Below are 16,626 nucleotides of genomic sequence, written 5' to 3'. Positions count from 1 at the left end.
GGATTCAAGATGTAGTCACGTCGGCCGCATGGATACCGCCGCTTCGCTGGCGTGCCGCACCTGGTCGGCGGTCAGGCGTCGTAGGTCCCATAGCAGCTCGGCCATGTCGGCCGCCGCGGGCTCCTGGGTGTGCGGCTCCTCGGACAGTGTGATGCCGGTCAGTGCGGCCAGGTCGTCGGCGGGGATGCCCAGTAGGGTCCCGAAATCGGCAACAAGGTCGGGGGTCAACTGCTTGCGTGAGGTTCCCCCGACCTGGGAGACCACTGCCTGGCCGCCGCCCTCGACGCGGACACGCGGGTAGGACCCGATACGCTTCCTCACTTGAGGAGTGCTTCTTTCCATGCGACGACCTGGACCCTAGACATGTCCCATCGTTGCTGGTCAGGGCACTCTTCGCGTTTCCGATCACACCTCGGACACCCGCCCACATGAAAGCCCGTGGTTAGCACAATGTTCGGGCCAGCTGTACCCGATACGCTGGGTGCAGCTGGCTCTTGGCCACAGCTATGCGGCGCGTAGGCGCTGCACGGGTGCGGGCAGTCAGATGTGTTGCGCCACGAAATCGGCGACCTGCGTGCCGAGTTGTTGGCCTGCCCGGTTGTCGATGGAGGTGTGCTGGCCGGTCCATATCCGGCTGAGCCACGCTTCGGTGGCGGCGCGTTGGAAGCTGGCGAAGGTTCGGGTGACCCCCTTCGACGTCACCACGAGGTGGTGCTGCGCACCGTAGAACATGGTGAGCGTCGTTGCCGCCGCCTGGCTGAGAGCGCCGTGGGCGGCGGGGTAGGACGGATCCGGGGCGGTCGGCAGCAGGGGGGTCCAGTTGGGATCGCCAGCGATGCGCGGGTTGTAGTGCGTACCACCGAGCCGGAGGGCGGTCACGGGCCGCCATACGCGGTAGGTGTACTTGGCGTCGTACATCGCGATCGCGGTGTCGGCGAGCGACAGGTTGAGCTGGGCGAAGACCTTCACCGCCTTCTCCAGGCTTGCGTGCTGGGAGGTGACGAGGCCCTGCGCGATCTGATTCCAGACGTTCCAGACGGGCGCTGCCGCCCAGAACTTCCCGGCTGCGGTCTGATCGGGGGTGCGGGTGGTACTGGTCTTTCTCCCCAGGCTCTTGACCTCGTTCAAGGCTCTGGCGTACTCGGCGGTGCTGACGGCCGGCGGCGGCGCCGGGCGGAACTGGCTTCCCTTGGCCAGCACGAACGGCTTGACCGAGCCCCAGTTGGTGAACACCGGTGTGGGGAAGTCGGGCGGTGTGGGCCGGTAGCCGCCGGCCACGTTGCGGGGACTGAACGGCGGCGGCTTGGTCGAGGACCCATCATGGGATCGCAGGCTGATCAGCCGGCGGGCGACCTCGGCTCCCACGCGAATGCCCGCCTGCTTGCCGGGGCCGCTGGGAATCGCGGACAACTGGCTGCTCAGCCGTCGGTCTGAAGTTCCCCCCTGGTCTTGGACAGCGGTTGCTTACGCTGCGGGGGTGAAGTCGTGCTGCAGCCTGGCTCGGGTTTCGAGTGGGGTGAGGTACCCGAACTCGGGGTGCTTGCGGAGCCTGGTGCGGTTGTACTCGACCTCGATGAAGCGGAAGATGTCAGCGCGGGCCGCCTCGCGGCTCTCCCAGACGGCGGTGCCGATCTCCGCTTTCAGCAGTCCGAAGAAGCTCTCGGCTGCGGCGTTATCGTAGCATATGCCGGTTCTTCCCATGCTCTGCCTCAGGTTCAACTCCTGTAGTTCGCGGCGGAATTCGCCACTCGTGTACTCGCTTCCGCGATCGGTGTGCATGATGCAGCCACCCTGAAGGTCACCGCGGCCGGCGGCCATCCGCAGCGCGTCGGTGACCAGCTCGGCACGATGGTGTTCGGCCATCGCGTAACCGATCACCTCGCGCGTCGCCAGGTCGATGACGGTCGCGAGATACCACCAGCCGTCGATCGTCGGCAGATAGGTGATGTCACCGACGAGCTTCATGCCGGGCCGGTTAGCGGTGAAGTCGCGGCCGACCAGGTCCGGAGCCGGTGCGGCCTTGGTGTCCTGTTGCGTCAGGTGGCGGCGTCTGCGGCGGGTGATGCCGCGGATGTCGCGCTCGCGCATGATCCGCTCGACCTTCTTCCGGTTGATCGCATGTCCCTTGCGCCGCAGCGCGGCGTGCACGCGCGGGGCGCCGTAGGCACCCCGCGAGGAGGCGTGGATCTCACGGATCTCCTCGCTCAACTCGTCCTCGGCGCACTGTCGTTCGGCCGCTGTCGGCCGGGCCGCCAGCCAGGAGTAGAAGGTGGAGCGGTTGATCCCCGTGACACGGCACAGCAAAGCCACGCTGTAGCCGCCAGGGTTGGCCTCGGCGGCCTTCTCCGCGTCGATGAAACGGCACAGCGTGCCTACTTCATCGTCTCCTTCGCGAAGAAGGCCGCTGCTTTTTTCAAGATCTCGATCGTCTGCTGCTGTTCCCGGTTCTCCCTGCGCAGCCGCTGGAGCTCATCCTTCTCCGCCGTGGTCAGCGCGCCGGGCGCCCCCTCGCCGCAGTCGACCTTCGCCTGCTTCACCCAGCCGCGAAGCCCCTCCGCACTCACACCGAGTTCCCGGGCGACCTCGGTGACGTTCCGCCCTGACGACCGGACCAGTGCCACCGCGTCCCGCTTGAACTCCGACGTGTACCGCTTGCTCATGTTGCTCTTGCCACTCAACCTGGACTGCTTCCTCCGGGACTGATCCGTCCCAGTATCAGGCTGTCCACTTCAGAGGGGGAACTTCACCTGCGGCACGACCACGTCCTCGATCTCGCACACCTTCCGGGTGCGAACCCGGCCCATGTCCTCCAGGTGCACCTGATGGAAGCGGACCGAACGGTTCTCGGTCGCACTGATGATCTTGATCGGGATCGTGACCAGGCCAAAGCTGATAGCTCCGGTCCACAAGGGCCGCGGCATACGCACCTCCAGGCCCCCCTGGCAGTGTGGGCCGGTGTAGCGTCTCAAATTTCGTGGCACGGTCTCACGATCTTGGCATCGACCGCGACACCGAGCACGGAAACCGCAGTTCAGCGGTGATCCAACCCGGGAGGTCAAGGCCGATCGGCGATGCGGTGCGCCAACCAGGCAAGGGCGGACGGCATCCGGTACTCGACGGCGTGGTGGCCGCCCTCGAACGGCTCGAAATGCACGATGTCGTCGGCCACTCCGACTTCGGCAAGCGCATCCCGGAAGGCCAATGCGCCCAGGTCGAGGAACCACTCGTCGCGGACGCCGGCGTCGATCCAGACCCCCCGCTGGGAACGGAGGGCGTCGGCGTGCGTGGTGGCCATTCGTACCGGATCCCAGGCCAGCCAGCGCTGCCACTCGTTCTCCCGCAGGGCCCCGGTGCGGGGGTCGAAGGGAAGGGTGGGAGAGCCGTCGGGGCCTGGGGAAAAGCAGGCGGAGACGCCGAGGATCTCCAGGAGATTCAGGTCCTCCTCCTTGGTGAAGGCGACCCGCGAGCGGAAATCATCCCACCAGCGGAAGATGTCGCCGCCGTAGGGCCGCAGTTGGCGGGCCGCGGTGAGGAAGTGCGGGTGGTGCTGGGCCTCGGACAGCGAGTCGCCGGAGTGGGTGGCGAAGGCGCCGAACAGATCCGGGCGGAGCATCGAGGTGACCGCGGCGCCGAGTCCGCCGCTGGACTTGCCCGCGATGGCCCGGTGGTCGCGCGCGGGAAGCGTGCGGTAGCGGGCGTCGACGTATGGCACGACCTCCTCGCACAGGTAGGAGTGGTAGCAGCCGGTGCCGGGTGAGTCGATGAACTGGCTGCCGCCGTAGGTGGTCCAGGCATCCACGAATACCAGCAGCATCCCGGGTGCCTCCCCGCGGGCGAAGATCTCGTCGGCGAGCTCGGGGACTGGCTTCCGAAAGGCTGTGCGGTTGTGCCAGACCGGGAGCGTCCCCGCGTAGCCGAGTAGCAGATACGTGACGGGGTAGCGGCGTTCGGGCGCATCGTCATAGCCGGGCGGGGTGTAGACCCACAGCGGTCGTTGCGTTGGGTCGTTGAGGGGATTGCCGCGGAGCAGCGCGCTGTCGATGACGTGTTCGTCGATGCGTCCGGCGAGCGTGAAGGTCGACATGCCTCGGGACAGTACTACGATTTCAAAATATCTGAACCCATAATTTCTGGAGGGTAGGGTGACGCCGTGACAACATGGCATTCGGCGGCGGAATCAGCGCAGCCACGGGACTCGATCGACCGGCACATCGCCCGCTGGGGGCGTGAAGTCCCTGGCTTGGTACCGGAGTTGGAGGGATCCGTCACCCGCATGCAGAAGCTCGTGCGGCACCTGCAGCAAAAGAAGGAGGCCGCCCTGGCACGGCACGGCCTGAAGCTGTGGGAGTACGAGATTCTATGGCGCCTGCGCTCCGCGGGAGAGCCCTACCGCATGGCACCTACACGTCTCGCTCAGGGACTCGGCGTCCACCCCGCAACCCTCACCAACCGCCTCGACCGCCTGCAGTCGGCGGGGCTGATCACTCGCGAGCACGCGCCTGAGGATCGCCGCAGCCTTCTCGTCGGCCTGACTCCCCAAGGGGCCGCAACGTGGGCGGCGGTGATCGACGACCAGCGGGAGGCCGAGGCCACACTGCTCGCACCCCTGACCGAGAAGGAGTTGGGGCACCTGGCCACCCTCCTGCGGGTCGTGGCTCTCGCTGTCGAGGAGGACGGCCCGCCCCTCATGCCGCACGTCGACTGAAACTCCAGCACCACCGCTCAGTCGGACCCTTCGACGAGTTCCTCCAGCCCGAAGGAGATCAGCGGGACGCCACGATCACCCTCAGCCAGTTCACCGATGAGCCACTCAGCCCCACGGTCGTTGCCCACCGCCGGGCCACTTTCGCGAAAGCAGCTCACGCTCTGCCAGATGCGGCGCGACGGGGCAAGCGGCCCGCTGCGAGCATCTTCTCGCTGATGCCCTGGATACTCTCGCGCAGCTCATAGAACCGGAGGCTGTCTAGGACGGCTTTTTTGGCCCCGGGGCAACGGGTTGTTTTGGACCCGGTTGTTTTGGACCCGGGTGAGGAACGGATTGTTTTGACCCCACTTAGGAGTCATTGAGGCGATATACACTTGTATTGAGGCGATATACACTTGTTTGGAGTAATGCCGGATTGACCCCGGGTTCGTGGCCGGGATCACGCTGTGCGGGTTGTCAGCTGGCCGTGTCAGGAGGCCGGGTTTTGCAGCGTGTTGAGTTGTTCGAGCGGATTCGTCGTGACCGAAGGCTGGAGGACGCCTCGGTCCGGACTCTTGCTCGGCGTTACGGAGTGCACCGCCGGGTGGTGCGCCAGCCTTTGGACAGTGCATTGCCACCTGCGCGGAAGCCCATCGAGACGCGCCGGTCGGTGCCTGACCAGGGCAAGGGCTGGATCGACGAGATGCTGCGGGCGGATCTGACCGCGCCGCCGAAGCAGCGGCACACCAACAAGCGGATCATGGAACGGCTGCGGGACGAGTATGGATTCTCCGTTGCCTACAGCACCCTCAACGACTACCTGCGAGTGCCCCGGCCGCAGTGAATGAGCTGGCCGAAGCCGCGAACGACAAGCAGCTGGGCCGCACGATCAAGAAGTACGGCCGGGTGGACCTTCTCTGCATCGACGAGCTCGGCTGTGCGCCACGAGGCGCTGATGGATCTCGCGGGATGAGAGGCCCGCCGCCGGTCCTCGCAGGGACCGGTTGAAGCTGGAGGAAGGCTGAGCCCCGGGTTGGGGGTGAGGCCGGAAGCAGCCTCGACAACGTAGGGGCGGACCGACACCACCAGGCGGTTCGTGCCCGCAAGCGAAGACGGAATGGGCGCAAGGAAACTGAACCAGTGGTTGACGTCCCGTGAGTCGTCAGCGGCCTGCCGAACCTGGTGGATGGGCCGCTTTGCAGTGCTGGAGGTCGCCGTAGCCGATGGCTTCTCCTCTCCCGCCACCTTTATCCGATGGGTGACGGGAGGCCCGGACCAAGACTGCGATGTGCGGTCCGTGGCGATGTCGGCGTACAAGTGGACGTGGCTCTGGCAAGATTTTCGTAGCCGGAGATCACCTTGACTTGGGTGTCGACCCGGTCACGTTCGCTTGAGGTGATACAGGTTGGGAGCGTCCGGGTCCCCAGCAAGGTAGTAGGGCTGAAGCCCTTTCTTGGTCCGCTCCATGCCGAACTTCCAGGTGTAACGGCCTATCGGAGTGTGCGGTGTGGTCGTCCACTCGTCGATGTCCCTGGGGGGACGCTGGATTTGCCCCGTCACATTGGTGATGGAGATCTGGACTGCCGGGGCACCACCAATCGTCTCTCCGCTGGCCCCCTTGATCAGCTGCCAGGTCCCGGTACCAGACAGACCCCAGCCTTCGTCGAAATCCCAGTCCTCGCCTCCGAGATTCCTCACCACGGCTCGGCCATCCCTCTCCAGGGCCACCTCCGCGCCGTCGGGGCCGCTCCAGTCTCCAGCGAGTTCTCTGGCCGAAACGTTATGGACGGTCGGCAGACTGGGGTAGAAGAGCGCCCCACAGCCGCTGGCGACCATGACAAGAATCATCACCGGGCCCATTGCCAACCATCTTCCCCGCCTGCGATTGCCCATCATGCCCCCAGCCCGATGCCACCCCAGCAGAAATGAACATGTTCAGAATAGCTCCCGCGGCGCCAGTCTGGGGTTCTCGAACTAACGATTCACCCTTCATCCCTGCACGCCCTGTTGCCAGTGCGCGTTTTTTGCACTTGCGGAACATTGGGTGGGAGCTATCCCGGGGTGAATGGTCAAAACGGGCCCACCTCCCTGGTCGGCCGGTCCGCGTAGCGGCGGCGGAGGTGGGCGATCAGGACGACGCGTTGGCGGAGTAGTGGGATGCCGGCGCGTCCGGCCATCAGGCGTTTTTGCAGCTTGATGTCGGTGATGCGTCCTTCGTTGACTCCGGAGTTGTAAAGGGTGGTGATGCCCTGGGCGACAGCATGGCGGTCTTCGCGCAGGGCTCGGGCGAGGCCGGCGAGAGGGGCCAGTCCGCTGTTTGCGAGGTCGTTCAGCCAGCCTGGCATGGGTGTGGCGTCGCGGTTGTCGAGCATGGTGGCGAATCGGCGGACCAGGTCGTGGGTGTGCCTGAGTTCGGGGCAGTGATCGAGGAGTCGGGGCAGGCGGTCGTTGATGTGGCGGTTGCGGCGGTGCGGGTGGGTGGTGATCCAGCGGGCGGCTTCGCGTGGGGAGGGCGGCCGCTCGCGTGGCTCATCCAGCGGCAGGCCCCGTCGGAGGGGTGCGACGGCCATTTTCACCCGCTGGTAGTGGCCGAGGTGACCCTTGCCCTGGAGTTCCTCGTGCAGGATCTTCGCGCTGTGCTGTCCTTCGTCCCAGCGTTGTTGCAGGTAGTCGAGGTAGGGGTTTCAGGGCGGAGTGCTTGCGGGGCGGGCGGCGCATCACTTCCTGCCAGGTGCGGGCTTGGGCGTACTTGCGCACGGTGCGGCGGTCCAGGCCGAGCTCCCGGGCCACGGAACTGTGGCTCCGGCCGCTGCGGGCCAAGGCGTGCACGGCCTCAAACAGCCTTCGGGCATGCCGCCCGGCCCGGGTGTCCGCCGCGGTGTTCCCGGTGGCCTCCTCGACCGGTGCGGGACCGGTCTCCCTGTCCGGTAGCAGGGCTGCGGCCAGGCAGCCGCGGTGGGCGGAGGCAATGTCCTGAACGCGGCGGGAGAGGCCCTGTCAGAGGTGGAAGCGGTCGCTGACCTGCACGGCGTCGGGTGCGCCAGCGGTGATGCCCTGCCGGTAGGTGAGGGAGCCGTCGCGGCAGGCGACCTCGCCCCCCGAGTGCTCACGGAGCCAGCGGCTGAGCTGTTCCGCATCGCGTCCCTCCCAGAGGGTGAGCGGGAGCCGGGTGGTGGCGTCGACCAGGAGGGTGCCGTAGGTGCCGCCGTAGAGCGCGAAGTCGTCCACCCCCAGCACCCGGGGTGTATCCAGTAGTGGAAGCGGCACCCGCATCAGCTGGGACAGGACCGTGCACCGTGAGAGCGTGACGTTCAGGATCCGCAGCATCCGGGCACCGCCGCGGCCGGCCAGTACCACGCCGACAGCCTCCACCAGGCCCTGCAACTGGGGTGTGCGCCACTGGTAGCGCACGGTCAGCCCCGGCACTTGCTCGGTAAAGGTCACCTTCGGGCAAGTCGGGCTCTCGCAGTACAGGCGCCGTACGGACAACTCGATGCGCAGAGGCCGGCCTCCGAGAGTGACGTCGGCGAGGCGCCGAACATAACGGCTGTGACACCACGCGCTGAACTGGCCGCAGCCCGTACATCCCGCTGGAGCACCGGATCTCGTGCGGGCGCGGACCGCCACGACAGCATCGGAGACGTCGACCGAGACCACCAGCACATCGGCCAACTGTGGTAACAGACTTGCCAGTTCAACAGAGCACAGCCACAGACTGCCCGCTACGCGGACCGGCCGACCCTCACACCGAGATGATCTCCGGCTACGAAAATCTTGCCAGAGCCACTATGCGAAGTACGCCGACAGGCGATGCTGCCGGGGTATAGCTGGGCACCGAAGCCGTCACAGAGATCCTCAGTGAACGTGGGAAGCGATCTGGCATCGCCCTTCCCGTCCGGCAGCCGGCCGGGCGGCGGGCAGGCGCAATGCCCGCTGATGACGCCAGATCGTGGCGGAGTCGCGGTAGTACTCGGAGTCCGGGAAAGCCGGTCACATGGGGAAGGGCGACAGCGTGATAGCAGCAGGACTGCTGTCGGGGAGGAACGTTGTTGAATAACGACGCGCCGCCGATTTCTTGGCCGGGCAGTATGACGGCCGAGCGGCGGGTACTCGATCATCAGATCAAGCTGCACCGATGGCAAGGAATGAACCGGACCGCCGGTTCGATGATGTATTCAACTTGATCTGCGACCGGGCCACCTTGCTGGTGGCTTGGGAGCGGGTTTCTGGCAACCGGGGTGCCAGGACAGCAGGCGTGGACGCGGTCACCCGCTACCACGTCGAGGAACGTCAGGGAGTGATTCCGTTCCTGGAGGAGCTTCGCTCCTCTCTCAAAGACGGGTCCTTCACAGCGTTGCCGGTCAAGCAGGCGGTGATTCCCAAGAAGAAGAGAAAGGTCCGTTACCTGGGCATTCCAACTCTGCGTGATCGAGTTGCGCAGATGGCGCTCAAGCTAGCCTCGATCTTTCGTGATTGGTCGTCAGCTTCGGCTGGCGGCCAATGCGTCGTTGTGGAGCGTGTGCGGGCATACGGGTGGCCCGATCGTCGCATCGGGTGGGCGCCGGATTCCACGGTTCCGGTCGGTGGCTCTTCTGCTCGTCGGGACGGGTTGTTACTGGTCAGCGTGGGTTCGGGAGGGTGTCGAGCCGTCTGATCGCGTCTGTGATCACGTCGGTCCATGGCCAGTGGTGGGCGAATCGCAGGTGCCGTTGGCGGGCGGTGGTGATGAGTTGGGCAGCGGCGGAGAACAGCCGCAACCGCAGGCGGCGGGGCTCCCAGAGGCGGGGTTTGCCGGTCAGAGCGAGCATCGGCATCCAGGCGAGCAGGTCGAGGGCGAGCTGGACGATCTCCAGCCAGATCCGGTTCTGTGCGGTCTCGTGCAGGGGCAGGTTCCGCAGGCCGGTGGCCCGTGCGTTCCGAATGCGGTCCTCTGCCCTCGCCCGTCGGCGGTGCCTCAGTTCCAGGTCCGTGATCTTCCCGCCCGTCGTGTTGGTGGCGAAGCAGGTGAGCCGCAGGCCGTCGGCGTCGGTGAAGCGCAACTGGGCGCCGGGGTGGGGCCGTTCCTTGCGGACGATCAGCCGCATTCCCTTCGGCCAGCCCTTGAGTGTGTCGCCGTCGAGTTCGGCGGTCCAGGCGCCGTCGCGGATCTCGCCGCCCGGCTCGACCGCTGGGGTCCAGGCGGAGGCCGGGACCTTCAACACGGCCTGATGAATCTGCTCAGTGATGGTCATCCCGACCGAGTACGACAGCCACCGGCCCCGTTTCGTGAGCCAGGCGAGGAACTCATGGGTGCCGCCCGCGGAGTCGGTACGGATCAGTGTGGACCGGCCGCGCCGGTGACGCTTGGGGAGCTGGGCCAAAGCGAGTTGAGTGGCGGTGATGTGGTCGGCGGCGGTGTTGGATCCCGCGTTCCCCGGCCGCAACAGTGCTGCCACCGGCTCCCCGGTGCCACCGCTTCCGTGGTCGACGAAGCCCATCAGGGGGTGATGTCCAAACGACTTCTTCCAGGTCGCGGCCGCGTCCTGCTTGTCGGAGTGGGCCAGGACCAGCACTCCGTCCAGGTCCACAATCACCTGGCCGCCCCTATCCGGCGCCGCATCTTTGGCCAACGTCCAGACGTACTCGCGCACTTCGGCGCGCGCCGAGCGGATCGCGGTCAGGGCCTTGTCCCCGGCCGCGGCGAGGGTGTCGATCAGCCGGGAGACCGTTGGGTCGGAGGCCACCGGCCCGAACACGGCCGGCTCGGCCCGCAGCAGTCCCGCATCGGCCAGGCAGTCCCCGCCCAGCGCGACCGCGAGAGCCACATCCAGCAGGATCTTGCCCGGATCGTGCACCGCCCGAGGCCGCCGCCACGGCGTCAGCGCCGCCGATATCTCGGTATCCAGGCCGGTCTTACGGGCAGTCTCGACCAGCAGTACTCCGCCAGCCTGCGAGACCACCCCGCTCCCGCCGCCCTCGATGCGGACACGCGGATAGGACCCGATACGCTTCTTCACCTGAGGAGTGCTTCTTTCATGCGCCGACCTGGACCCTAGACAAGTCCCATCGTTGCAGGTCAGGAGCACTCTTCGCGTTTCCGATCACGCATCGGACACCCAGCCACGTGAAAGCCCGAGGCTAGTCCTGGAGCCGATTTTCGAGGTCGATTTCTATCCGTCCAGTTACGGGTATCGGCCTGGTCGTCGGGCTCAGGATGCCATCGCCGAGATCCACCACTTCACCTGCAAGCCGTCGACCTACGAGTGGGTCATCGAGGGCGACATCAAGGCTTGCTTTGACAACGTCGACCATCACGTCCTGATGGACCTGGTGGCCGAGCGCGTCAAGGATCGCAAGGTCCTGCGGCTGGTCAGCGCGTTTCTGCGGGCCGGGGTTGTCGAGATGCACGGATGAGGTGAATCCGGATGGAGCACGCTTCCGCCGGACCAGCCACGATGGTGTGGCCTTCGTCGGCCAGGTCAGCGAATACCTCGCCTGATTCATCGGATCACGTGGAGAGCCGGATGCTCGGCCAACGGGCACGTCCGGTTCGGCGGGCGGGGATGGGAAAACCGACACCTGAAAGGGTGCACGGCGTCCCGTCCCCGACCCAACACGTCAAGCTCGACCGGCACGGCGCCGAGCTTCTCTTCTAGATCTTCACCGAGCGCGAGAAACGGCACGCGATCGCCGTCGCGTCGAACAGGCCGTTCACCGAGTTGGACCAGACCTTCACGGACAAGCGACTCTGCCAGGCCATCGCCGACCGGCTCACCTTCGAAGCCCACATCATCGAGACCGGCACCCAGTCCTTCCGCCTCGCCAGCACCACCGCCAAGCGCAAGGCGGCGGCGGCCTGAGAAGCTGTCGGCCGGGGGCAAGGACTCACACCTTCGCCCCCGAGCCTCGGCCCTCACGAACACGCAGCTGCATCGCCGAGTGCTGCACGACTACGCTGACGTCATGTCACCGTCAGACTGGACACGGCTCACCGAAGCGCGGGGAAGGCGCCGACTGGGAATCGTTTGCAGCCACGTCATCAGGCGTCCTGTCCTGATCACCGCCCTCGCAGGGCTGGCCTTCCTCATCACCAGATTCGGCAAAGACTTCCCCTTGCTCTACGGCATGACCCCTCTGGGCGCCGTTCTGATCTTCAGGAGCATGGGCCGCTACCGTGCGGCCGATCCCGCTGACGAGATTGGCGATAACCCCCCAAGCTAAGGACTCAGCGGCGAACTGACCAGCAGCGGTCCCCTGCTGACAATCCTGCGTGCCCCTCGCCCACGGGCGAGCGTCGTGAATCACACGTTACCGCCACCAACCCGGGCCAAAAGACACGATCCAGCTCCGTCCCAGGACAGTCAGAAAACGTCGCCCGATCGAGGGTGGGGCCAAGACTGCCCGGCGGAAACAAGCGGGAGACGCGGCCTTCGACCTTCGGCAGGACGCGGGTGCCCGGGCTCCAGAACGTCGCGTCGGTCTTCCACTCCCCGCGCAGGGGAGGGCCGGCCAGGAACCGGCCGATCCCGAACGCGTGAAATTCGGCGGACTCTTCCACCTGCTTGTCGAACTTCGTCTGTGCCATCGGCCGTGCCTTTTCGGTGTGGGTGCCGCTCATCGGTGCCTCGCCGCGCCGTCGTGGTTGTGGTGGCCGGTGTGGTCGTCCGGGGCGGCCTGGGTGGTGTGGGCGAGGAATCGGGCGTAGCCGCGGTCGGCGCGTGCCAGCAAGGCCGGGGAGGGCCGGCCGAAGGCGGGGGCAGGAGGCCCCGTCCTTCGGGTTCGGTGCCGGCGGGTGTGGGTGCGCTCATAGGGCACCGCCTCCGTTGCTGGTGCGTTGGTGTCGTTCGACGTTAGGGAGGCGGGCCTGGGAACCTCAATGAAGTTGCACGAAGTTGCTGTCGGTCACCCGAGTGCTTCGATCACGGCTCTGATCAGGGCGCGGGCCGGGGCCCCGAAGACGGCCAACTGCTGGAGCTCGCCGAACGCCTTGGCGCACACGGCGATCTCGGAGGGGCGGGTGATGGCGATCTCGGCGGACAGGGTCTCGACCAGCACGCGGTCGGCGTCGAAGACCATGAATGTCTCCAGCGGCCAGATGGCGCGCTGGGCGGTTTGCGGGATGATCCCGAAGGCGACAGAGGGCAGGGACATCAGCTCCAGGAGCTTGCCGAGCCGGCCGGCCATCACCTCGGGGTCGCCGATCCGGTAGCGCAGGACGGCCTCTTCCGCCAGGAGCACGAAGCGGTGGTTGCCCTCGTAGATGACCCGGGAGCGGTCCAGGCGGGCGGCGGCGTCTGCGGCGTCGTTGGGGGTGCCCTGGAAGGTGCTGATGGCCGAGAGCGGCGCGGTGGCGTAGGGGTGGGTCTGGAGCAGGCCGGGGACCACGTTGGAGCAGTAGACGCGGGAAGAGGCTGGTGCGCTGGTAGAGCGGGACGGCTGATTCCTGGAACGCCTTGATGCCGCTTCGGTGCAGGCATCTCCACTCCTGGTACATCTCGTTGGCTGTGCGGGATTCGTCGATCAGGTCCGCGGTGTGTTCGTCGGCCTCGCAGGCGCGGCCCCGCCGACGCGCGAGGCGAGGCCCGACGACGCCGGTCCCCCTCAGCGCACCCTCTTTCGGTGTGCTAAAGACGTCGTTCCTGATGGTGCCCTCGCCGCTTGATCGATTCTGCGGTCGCCCACAAGGGTGAGTTCGCTGCCTAAGAAGCTGTTGTCTTTCCGGACTTGAGGACGGCGTTTTCGCTGGTCAGGCATAGGGGTGGTGATTCCGTGGGAGTCGTGGCCTGTCGTGTTGTCGCTCTCTGGGAGATCGCGGATGCCGTCGGTTGTTGGACTGCTGAAACAGTACGAGCTCGCCGCTCGCCGTCGGGTCGACGGGCTGCGTGAGGAGGCCGACCGCATCCAGGCCGAGCTGGCCGTGGCCGAGCAGGAATGGCAGGAGTGGGCGATCGCTCGCAGGCGGGTCGATACGGTGCTGGCTCCGGATGGTGGCGGCACCGCCGACACGAAGGACGCCCCGGGTCCGGGGGATGCGGCGAAGCCGAAGCCGAAGTTGCAGGTGCCGGTGTGGCGTGAGGGCCTCTCCTGGTCGGTGCTGTCGGTGGACTACCAGCGCATCCTGCAGACCCTCGCGGACCGTCTCCGCCTCGGGCAAGGTCCGCTGACCTGCCAGGAGATGGCTGCCATGTTCGGCATGGAGGTAGTGCCGGCGCGGGTGGAAGCCCTGCGGTCGAAAGCGAAACGCCTGGTCGCGCGCGGCTGGCTGGCCGAGCCGGCACCGGGCCGGTTCACACTCTCACCGGGTGTGGCCGGGCCAGGCGGCGCGTCATGAGCAGGATCATCGACCAGTAGACCATCGCCTCGGCACTGGCGGTGCGGCGCTCGAAGTCGCGCACCAGACGACGGGTTCGCATCAGGTGGGCGAAGAGGCGCTCGACGATCCACCGCTTGGGCAGCACCACGAAGCCACGCATGTCGTCGCTGCGCTTGACGATCGCGAGGACCAGGGCAATTGTGGCCAGGCAGTACTCGACGAGGCTGCCGGTGTAGCCGCCATCAGCCCAGACCAGGGCGAGGCGGTGGTGCGCGTCGGCCACCTGCTCAAGCAGGACCTGGGCGGCGGCGCGGTCGCCGGTGTCCGCGGCGGTGACCATCACCCCCAGCAGCAGACCGAGGGTATCGACCACGACGTGCCGCTTGCGCCCATTGATCAGCTTGCCTCCGTCGAAGCCGCGGCTGTCTGATCCGACGACGGCGTCCGCCTTGACGGACTGCGAGTCGATCACGCCGGCCGTCGGCTCCGAGTCCCTCCCCTCCCTCTCGCGGATCCTCGATCGCAGCCGGTCGTGAAATTCCTTGACCAGTACGTGGTCGCGCCAGCGGCGGAAGAACGCGTATACCCGGTCCCACGGCGGGAAGTCGGCTGGCATGGCCCGCCACTTGATGCCGTTGTCGACCAGGTAGCGGACCGCGTCCAGTATCACCCGGTGGCAATACGCCTCCGGCTGCCCGCCCCGGCCGCGCAGCCAGCCAGGCACCGGTAGCAGCGGCCGGACCACGGCCCACTCCCCGTCCGTCATGTCCGAGGGATACCGCCGAACACGTTCCGGGTGATCGGCCGCATTCCCGAACCGGTGAGCGACACAATCACACGTCGGTGCAGCCGAGTTGAACTCCACCGACGCGAGCACGTAAAACTGCGACAACAGGGTCTCCTGGATCTCGGTTGGCTTCGCAACCCCGAGCTACCAAGAGGCCCTGCCTTCATACCCGAAGCCAGCGGCAACCACCCGATCGAGACTCCCGTTCGACGCACAACCCTCAAGACCGGAACGACAACAGCTTCTAAGCCTTGATCCACCGATTCGATGTCTGTGGATAACTCTCCTTGAAACGAGGAAGTGCCTTGTGACCTGCGATGATGGGAGTTCTTCAGGCTTCCAGCACGCACAATCAGCAAGGCACTTCCGAGATGCAAGTTTCCCATACGTCAGCGGCGGTCTCCGCTGCGTTCGGTGATCCGAATCTGATCGCGCATGCCGGGCTGGTCCCGGTGATGCGGCTGGCCGAGCGGTGTGGTCTGTCGCGGCTGGTAACGGAGAAGGTGAAGCTGACCGGGGCGAAGAACGGTGCGGGTGCGGCGACGGCCGCCAAGGTCACGAGCATCGTGGGCGGCATGACCGCGGGCGCGGACAGCATCGACGACCTTGCGATGTTGCGCCACGGGGCGATGCCCGCGGTGTTCGGCGGTATTCGCGCCCCCTCCACGTCGGGCACGTTCCTGCGCGCGTTCACCCACGGACATGCTCTTCAACTCCACGCCGTCCACCGCAGGTTCCTCGCGGAACCGGCCGCGCACACCCCATTGCTGCCGGGCTCGGAGGCAATGGCGTTCATCGACGTCGACTCCACCCACAAGCGGGTCTACGGCCGGGCGAAGCAGGGTGCCGAGTACGGCCGGTTCAAGGGCATCCGTATCCTGCACCCGCTCCTCGCCACGATCTGCACCCCCCAGTCGAGGCCGGTGATCGCGGCGGTGCGGATGCGACGCGGCAAAGCGGCAGACTCCCGGGGCGTCCCGAAATTCGTGAGTGAGGCCCTGGCCACCGCCCGGGAGGCCGGCTGCACCGGGACCCGTATCCTGCGGGCCGACTCGCAGTTCTACAACGCTGGGGTCATCGCTGCCTGCCGCCGGGCCGGTGCTCACTTCTCGGTCACCACCGGGATGAACCCCTCCATCAAACGGGCCGTCCACAGCATTCCCCACGATGCCTGGCAGCAGATCAGTTACCCGACCGCGGTGCCCGACTCCGAGACCGGTGAACTCATCTCGGACGCCGAAGTCGCCGAGATACCCCAATACACCGCGTTCACCGGCCGGAAGAAAGCAGATCGGGTCACCGCCCGACTGATCGTGCGCCGGATCCGTGACCTGGCCAAACCCGCTGTCGTGGGCGAGCAGGGCAAGCTGTTTCCCGTCTGGCGCTACCACCCCTTCTTCACCGACCAGCCCGCTCCGACACTCCAGGCCGAGCGGGAACACCGCCACCACGCCGTGATCGAGCAGGTCATCGCGGACAGCAAGGCCGGGGCCCTGGCCCATCTGCCGTCCGGGCAGTTCCACGCCAACGCGGCCTGGCTCACTCTGTGGGCGATGACCTCCAACCTGCTGCGCGCCGCTGGTTGTCTGACCTCCGCGTTCCACACCAAAGCCACCACCGCCACCCTCCGGGCCCATCTGGTCCAGGTCCCGGCCCGCATCGCACGCTCCGCACGACGCATCACCCTGCATCTGCCCCACAACTGGCCCTGGCGGCAGGCCTGGACGCACCTCTTCGACACCGTTCACGGCCCACCCGGCTGACACGAAAAGTCCCTGCCCACCCCGCCCGCCAGGGCCCAACCGGAACCGAAGAACGTGGAAAAGCTGGGTAGACCAGCAGATGCCACCCGCCCACACCCGG

Annotated in this window: 18 protein-coding genes and 3 pseudogenes; 8 read left to right on the top strand and 13 right to left on the bottom strand. The window is 66.6% G+C overall.

The window, feature by feature from the left end; genetic code table 11:
- Positions 1-15 precede the first annotated feature (15 nt).
- The 6 genes and pseudogenes from OG609_RS43355 to OG609_RS43330 all read right to left on the bottom strand — a co-directional run bounded on the left by OG609_RS43355 (position 16) and on the right by OG609_RS43330 (position 4,084).
- Complete coding sequence (locus tag OG609_RS43355; RefSeq protein ID WP_327277753.1) at positions 16-321, bottom strand: hypothetical protein; 306 nt, start codon at positions 319-321, stop codon at positions 16-18.
- A 219-nt stretch (positions 322-540) separates the two neighbouring features.
- Complete coding sequence (locus OG609_RS43350) at positions 541-1,410, bottom strand: vanadium-dependent haloperoxidase (protein ID WP_327277752.1); 870 nt, start codon at positions 1,408-1,410, stop codon at positions 541-543.
- Positions 1,411-1,464: 54 nt separating this feature from the next.
- On the bottom strand, positions 1,465-2,355 hold the full coding sequence (locus OG609_RS43345) for an IS3 family transposase (protein ID WP_327278357.1): 891 nt from the start codon (positions 2,353-2,355) through the stop codon (positions 1,465-1,467).
- 17 nt (positions 2,356-2,372) lie between these two features.
- Positions 2,373-2,660, bottom strand: a complete 288-nt coding sequence (locus OG609_RS43340) for a transposase (RefSeq protein WP_327270990.1) — start codon at positions 2,658-2,660, stop codon at positions 2,373-2,375.
- Positions 2,661-2,747: 87 nt separating this feature from the next.
- A pseudogene (locus tag OG609_RS43335) lies at positions 2,748-2,921 on the bottom strand (Ku protein); the annotation flags it as partial.
- A gap of 134 nt (positions 2,922-3,055) precedes the next feature.
- Positions 3,056-4,084: an alpha/beta hydrolase gene (locus OG609_RS43330; RefSeq protein WP_327277751.1), complete on the bottom strand. Its 1,029-nt coding sequence runs from the start codon at positions 4,082-4,084 to the stop codon at positions 3,056-3,058.
- Positions 4,085-4,273: 189 nt separating this feature from the next.
- On the opposite strand from OG609_RS43330, the gene OG609_RS43325 reads away from it, so the two are divergent.
- The 3 genes and pseudogenes from OG609_RS43325 to OG609_RS43315 all read left to right on the top strand — a co-directional run.
- A complete protein-coding gene (locus OG609_RS43325; protein ID WP_327277750.1) occupies positions 4,274-4,705 on the top strand; it encodes a MarR family winged helix-turn-helix transcriptional regulator in 432 nt (143 codons plus the stop codon).
- Positions 4,706-5,354: 649 nt separating this feature from the next.
- Entirely contained in the window at positions 5,355-5,528 is a 174-nt protein-coding gene (locus tag OG609_RS43320; RefSeq protein WP_327277749.1) for a hypothetical protein, read from the top strand.
- Positions 5,513-5,620: pseudogene (locus OG609_RS43315) on the top strand (IS21-like element helper ATPase IstB); the annotation flags it as partial. The gene OG609_RS43320 and the pseudogene OG609_RS43315, both read left to right, overlap by 16 nt.
- A 444-nt stretch (positions 5,621-6,064) precedes the next feature.
- On the opposite strand, the gene OG609_RS43310 reads toward OG609_RS43315, so the two are convergent.
- The 4 genes and pseudogenes from OG609_RS43310 to OG609_RS43295 all read right to left on the bottom strand — a co-directional run.
- Positions 6,065-6,544 (bottom strand): hypothetical protein, encoded by a 480-nt coding sequence (locus OG609_RS43310; protein WP_327277748.1) that lies wholly within the window; start codon positions 6,542-6,544, stop codon positions 6,065-6,067.
- A gap of 209 nt (positions 6,545-6,753) precedes the next feature.
- A complete protein-coding gene (locus tag OG609_RS43305) occupies positions 6,754-7,254 on the bottom strand; it encodes a transposase (RefSeq protein WP_327277747.1) in 501 nt (166 codons plus the stop codon).
- A 427-nt stretch (positions 7,255-7,681) separates the two neighbouring features.
- Entirely contained in the window at positions 7,682-8,128 is a 447-nt protein-coding gene (locus tag OG609_RS43300) for a transposase (RefSeq protein ID WP_327278384.1), read from the bottom strand.
- Between the two features lie 78 nt (positions 8,129-8,206).
- Positions 8,207-8,311 (bottom strand): annotated as a pseudogene (locus tag OG609_RS43295) (hypothetical protein); the annotation flags it as partial.
- 508 nt (positions 8,312-8,819) lie between these two features.
- Here OG609_RS43295 and OG609_RS43290 point away from each other — a divergent pair.
- Positions 8,820-9,338: a hypothetical protein gene (locus tag OG609_RS43290; RefSeq protein ID WP_327277746.1), complete on the top strand. Its 519-nt coding sequence runs from the start codon at positions 8,820-8,822 to the stop codon at positions 9,336-9,338.
- On the opposite strand, the gene OG609_RS43285 is transcribed toward OG609_RS43290, so the two are convergent.
- Positions 9,304-10,680, bottom strand: coding sequence for an IS1380 family transposase (locus tag OG609_RS43285; RefSeq protein ID WP_327271204.1), 1,377 nt, complete (start codon positions 10,678-10,680; stop codon positions 9,304-9,306). The two genes, OG609_RS43290 and OG609_RS43285, sit on opposite strands and share 35 nt — an antisense overlap.
- Before the next feature lie 52 nt (positions 10,681-10,732).
- Here OG609_RS43285 and OG609_RS43280 point away from each other — a divergent pair, with 52 nt between their 5' ends.
- Both OG609_RS43280 and OG609_RS43275 read left to right on the top strand, forming a co-directional pair.
- On the top strand, positions 10,733-11,077 hold the full coding sequence (locus OG609_RS43280; RefSeq protein ID WP_327277745.1) for a reverse transcriptase domain-containing protein: 345 nt from the start codon (positions 10,733-10,735) through the stop codon (positions 11,075-11,077).
- A gap of 242 nt (positions 11,078-11,319) precedes the next feature.
- Complete coding sequence (locus tag OG609_RS43275; RefSeq protein ID WP_327278383.1) at positions 11,320-11,523, top strand: ATP-binding protein; 204 nt, start codon at positions 11,320-11,322, stop codon at positions 11,521-11,523.
- A gap of 1,042 nt (positions 11,524-12,565) precedes the next feature.
- Here the strand turns inward: OG609_RS43275 and OG609_RS43270 are convergent.
- Positions 12,566-13,048, bottom strand: coding sequence for a Scr1 family TA system antitoxin-like transcriptional regulator (locus OG609_RS43270; RefSeq protein ID WP_327277744.1), 483 nt, complete (start codon positions 13,046-13,048; stop codon positions 12,566-12,568).
- Between the two features lie 430 nt (positions 13,049-13,478).
- Here OG609_RS43270 and OG609_RS43265 point away from each other — a divergent pair, with 430 nt between their 5' ends.
- A complete protein-coding gene (locus OG609_RS43265; protein ID WP_327277688.1) occupies positions 13,479-13,994 on the top strand; it encodes a hypothetical protein in 516 nt (171 codons plus the stop codon).
- Here the strand turns inward: OG609_RS43265 and OG609_RS43260 are convergent.
- Positions 13,951-14,742, bottom strand: coding sequence for an IS5 family transposase (locus OG609_RS43260; RefSeq protein WP_327277687.1), 792 nt, complete (start codon positions 14,740-14,742; stop codon positions 13,951-13,953). The two genes, OG609_RS43265 and OG609_RS43260, sit on opposite strands and share 44 nt — an antisense overlap.
- A gap of 392 nt (positions 14,743-15,134) precedes the next feature.
- On the opposite strand from OG609_RS43260, the gene OG609_RS43255 reads away from it, so the two are divergent.
- Positions 15,135-16,526, top strand: a complete 1,392-nt coding sequence (locus OG609_RS43255; RefSeq protein WP_327277743.1) for an IS1380 family transposase — start codon at positions 15,135-15,137, stop codon at positions 16,524-16,526.
- Positions 16,527-16,626: the final 100 nt, after the last annotated feature.

The organism is Streptomyces sp. NBC_01224, from assembly GCF_036002945.1.
Taxonomy (GTDB): domain Bacteria; phylum Actinomycetota; class Actinomycetes; order Streptomycetales; family Streptomycetaceae; genus Streptomyces.
The sequence above is the reverse complement of the archived record's forward strand: the minus strand, read 5'-3'. Positions and strand labels throughout refer to the sequence as shown.